This is a genomic window from Aeromonas sp. QDB18 (assembly GCF_027705325.1).
Taxonomy (GTDB): Bacteria; Pseudomonadota; Gammaproteobacteria; order Enterobacterales; family Aeromonadaceae; genus Aeromonas; species Aeromonas caviae.
Map to the genome: position 1 here is coordinate 1 of NZ_JAPDBQ010000215.1, position 4,200 is coordinate 4,200.

General features: G+C 62.2%; 4 protein-coding genes. 3 read left to right on the forward strand and 1 reads right to left on the reverse strand.

Going from position 1 to position 4,200, the window contains the following annotated elements; all coding sequences use genetic code 11:
• Positions 1–314: 314 nt before the first annotated feature.
• The gene (locus OKC30_RS19975; protein ID WP_042865010.1) at positions 315–725 is read right to left on the reverse strand and encodes a CBS domain-containing protein; all 411 of its coding nucleotides are present in this window, start codon (positions 723–725) and stop codon (positions 315–317) included.
• A gap of 147 nt (positions 726–872) precedes the next feature.
• Between OKC30_RS19975 and OKC30_RS19980 the strand changes: the two genes are divergently transcribed.
• From OKC30_RS19980 to OKC30_RS19990, 3 genes are read left to right on the forward strand one after another with little or no spacing between them, the layout of a single operon-like run.
• On the forward strand, positions 873–2,783 hold the full coding sequence (locus OKC30_RS19980) for an ABC transporter ATP-binding protein (protein WP_160839294.1): 1,911 nt from the start codon (positions 873–875) through the stop codon (positions 2,781–2,783).
• On the forward strand, positions 2,776–3,237 hold the full coding sequence (locus OKC30_RS19985) for a DUF2390 domain-containing protein (protein WP_160839292.1): 462 nt from the start codon (positions 2,776–2,778) through the stop codon (positions 3,235–3,237). Before OKC30_RS19980 ends, OKC30_RS19985 begins: the two co-directional genes overlap by 8 nt.
• Positions 3,231–4,085, forward strand: a complete 855-nt coding sequence (locus tag OKC30_RS19990) for a 23S rRNA (adenine(2030)-N(6))-methyltransferase RlmJ (RefSeq protein ID WP_102948406.1) — start codon at positions 3,231–3,233, stop codon at positions 4,083–4,085. Before OKC30_RS19985 ends, OKC30_RS19990 begins: the two co-directional genes overlap by 7 nt.
• The last annotated feature ends 115 nt before the right edge of the window (positions 4,086–4,200 follow it).

Genomic DNA, 4,200 nt, shown 5'->3' on the forward strand with positions numbered 1-4,200 from the left:
CAATACATTCAAAACCAGCGGGGCTGACGCCCCGGCGAAATTCCCCTCCCACCTACGTCGGAGGGAGTCCCCTTTCGTATTTAAGATGGGAACTGAAGCGGCGAACGATTAATTATAAAAGCGTCAATTCGAGCTGACGCCGCGACATATAGTGTCACACTAAATGACAACGGTAGAATTTATGACCATTAAAATCATTTTTGCAACACAAGCGATCTGAAAAATTTGATGAATGCAGTTTAATCTTTCAGCAAAGCGAGAAGCTGGGAGCCCTGCCGGGCGACACGGGCTCCCCGCACACCTTCCCCGCCCCCTCAGACCGGCTGCCAGCCGCTCATGACCCTCAGCAGGTCCTTCCAGCTCACTATGCCCACCAGGGCGCCGTTTTCCAGCACAGGCAGACAGGAGATCTGGTGCTCCAGCATGAGGCCGGCGGCCTCTTTCAGGGAGCGTTCGGGGGAGACGGTGATGGGTTCACGGCTCATGATCTGGTGGGCGCGCCGGTTGAGGGTCTCGGTGTCCCGGTTCATCTCGGCATCCGTGTCCAGATAGGGGCTGATGGCACGCAGCAGATCTCGGTCCGAGATGACCCCCACCAACTCCTCCTCTTCCACCACCAGGAGGTGGCGGAAATGGGCCTGCTCGAAGATCTCCTTGATGACGCTCAGCCTGTCATCCATGGAAACGGTCGCGACCCGGGTCGTCATGATCTCTTTAATCAACATGGTCAGCCTCCTGCCCCCCAGATGTCTCTGTTATGACACGTTTTTCCGGCGGCAGCCATCCCCCCCGCCCTCAAGTGCAAATTTGTGTCATTTCACGTAAGATCCGCGCCAGTTTCTCTCCTTCAATCGAGCCAAGCAGACCCATCCATGATAGTTGCCAGTCAAATCGAACTGATCCGCGGCGGCCGCACGCTGCTGGACAACGCGTCCGCCACCATACACCCCGGCCACAAGGTGGGCCTGGTGGGCAAGAACGGCTGTGGCAAGTCCACCTTCTTTGCGCTGGTGCGGGGCGAGCTGGCCATCGACAACGGCAGCTTCAGCCTGCCCGCCAGCTGGCAGATTGCCGGCGTGGCCCAGGAGACCCCGGCGCTTGACTGCTCCGCCCTGGAGTACGTGATAGACGGCGACAAGGAGTTCCGCGCCCTGGAGGCCGAGCTCGCCCGGGCCGAGGCGGATGACAACGGTCTGCTGGTGGCCGAGCTGCACGGCAAGCTCGATACCATAGGTGCCTACAGCATTCGCGCCCGCGCCGCCGAGCTGCTGCACGGTCTGGGTTTTGGCGGCGATCAGCTCGACTCGCCGGTCAGAAGCTTCTCCGGTGGCTGGCGCATGCGCCTGAACCTGGCCCAGGCGCTGCTCTGCCGCTCCGATCTGCTGCTGCTGGATGAACCGACCAACCACCTGGATCTGGACGCCGTCATCTGGCTGGAGAAGTGGCTCAAGGGTTATCAGGGCACGCTGGTGCTCATTTCTCACGACCGCGACTTCCTCGACTCCGTGGTGAATCGCATCATCCATATCGAGAACGGCAAGCTCAACGAATACAGCGGCGGCTACTCCGACTTCGAGCTGCAACGGGCCGAGCACCTGGCCCAGCAGCAGTCCATGTACGAGAAGCAGCAGCGGGAGATGGCCCACATGCAATCCTATGTGGACCGCTTCCGCTACAAGGCCTCCAAGGCCCGTCAGGCCCAGAGCCGCTTGAAGGCCATGGAGCGGATGGAGAAGATCCTGCCCGCTCACGCCGACTCCGAGTTCAGCTTCGAGTTTCGCGAGCCCTCCGCTCTGCCGGCCCCGCTCATCGCCATGGAGAACCTCAGCGCCGGTTACGGCGACAAGGTGGTCCTGGAGAAGATCAAGCTCAACCTGGTGCCGGGGTCGCGCATCGGCCTGCTCGGTCGCAACGGCGCGGGCAAGTCCACCTTTATCAAGATGCTCTCCGGTAGCAACCCGCCGCTGTCGGGCAAGCTGGAGGTGAGCGCCGGGGTGAGCATCGGCTACTTCGCCCAGCATCAGCTCGAGACCCTGCGCCTCGATGACAGCCCCCTCGATCACCTGGTGCGCCTCGCGCCGGACAAGACCGAGCAGGAGCTTCGCAACTACCTCGGCAGCTTCGGTTTTCACGGCGACAAGGTGCTCGACAAGGTGGCCCCCTTCTCCGGCGGTGAGAAAGCGCGTCTGGTGCTGGCCCTCATCACCTGGCAAAAGCCCAACCTGCTGCTCCTGGATGAACCGACCAACCACCTGGATCTGGAGATGCGCCACGCCCTGACCATGGCCCTGCAAGGGTTCGAGGGCGCCATGGTGGTGGTCTCTCACGACCGTCACCTGCTGCGCACCACCACGGATGATTTCTATCTGGTCCACGGCGGCCGGGTCGAGCCCTTCGATGGGGATCTCGACGACTACCACAAGTGGCTCGGCGAGCAGGAGAAAGAGGCCAATGCCAAGCCGGCAGATGGCACCGTCTCCGCCAACTCGGCGGTGGCGCGCAAGGATCAGAAGCGCCTTGAGGCCCAGTTCCGGCAAGCAACCCGGCCGCTGCGCCAGAAGCTCGAGAAGCTCGAGGCCAGCATGGAGAAGCTGCAGGCCAAGCTGGCCGCGGTGGAAGAGCAGCTGGCCGATCCCGCCATCTATGAAGAGAGTGCCAAGGGCAAGCTCTCCGAGCTGCTCAAGTCCCAGGGCCCCCTCAAGGAAGAGCTGGAGCACGTCGAGCTGGAGTGGATGAGCCTCTCCGAGGAGCTGGAAACCATGGAGCAGGCCTTCTTTGCGTGATGAAGCCTTGATGGCCAGCGAGCGGGTCAGCCCCGACGCCCTGCCCACCCCTTCCGAGTTCTGGACATGGAGCACAGGCGCCTATGGCCAGCGCAGCCAGGACTGGCTCCACGTGCAAAGCATGGGGGGCAACGTCAACCTGGCGCTCCTGCTGTACCACCTCGACCTGCTCCGGATCCCGGTCGACCTCACGGACTTGCAACCGGCCCTGGTACAGACCGAGGCGGTGCTGCTCCCCTGGCGCACCCTGCGCCAGCAGGCCAAGTCACGGGTGGGGGCCGAGGAGTACCAGACCATGCTGGCCCACGAACTGGAGCTGGAGCGGCTGCAACAGGGGGTTTTGCTGCAGACCCTGCGCACCCTCGCCCTGTTTCGCGGCGACAGCCGCAACCTGTTTCACTATCTATCGTTACTGGGTGCCCAGCAGGGCCCCCTCAGAGATCTCATATGCTGAGCTACCGCCACGCCTTTCACGCCGGCAACCACGCCGACGTGCTCAAACACGCCGTCCAGGCCCTGATCATCGAGTCCCTCAAGAAGAAGGAGAAACCCTTCATCGTGCTGGACACCCATGCCGGTGGCGGTCTCTACGACCTGCGCGGCGACTGGTCCCAGAAGAAAGCGGAATATGCCGACGGGATCAAACGCCTGTGGGATGAGCGGGCCCAGTGGTCTGCCATGGCCCCCTATCTGGGTGTCATCGAGGAGATGAACAGCGATGGTCAGCTGCACTACTACCCCGGCTCGCCGGAGCTGTCACGCCGCCTCATCCGCGATCAGGACAAGCTGGCGCTGATGGAGCTGCACAACAACGAGGTGGAAGATCTTCGCGCCAACATGGGGTACGACCCCCGCGTCGCCGTCCACCATCGCGACGGCTTCGAGGGGCTGGTGGCCCTGCTGCCGCCCACCCCGCGCCGCGGCCTGGTGCTGATCGACCCACCCTATGAGCTCAAGGAAGATTACTTCGCCGTGGTCGATACCCTGAAAAAGGCACAGAAGCGCTGGGCCACTGGCATCTATGCGCTCTGGTATCCCATCCTCGGGCAAGAGGCGGACAAGTCCCGCGACATGCTCAAAGCGATCAAGCGGGAGAACTTCGGCAACGTCCTGGTGGCCGAGCTGGAAGTGGCCGGCCAGACTGCCGATTGGGGCATGAACGGCTCCGGCATGCTGATCATCAGCCCCCCCTGGATGCTGGACGAGCAGATCGAAGCCTTCTTGAAACCCCTGTGCGCCAGGCTGGCCCAGGGCACCGGCGCCCAGTACAGGGTGGAGTGGCTGAATAAAGCCGAAGCCTGACCCTCGGAACAACAGAAAATGAAAAAGGGCCTGTCACAGCAGCAATGCTGTTCACTTAAGAGAATTTGAGTTCCAGTCCACGTAGTATCAGGACAAAAAAGCGAGGGAGGCATGA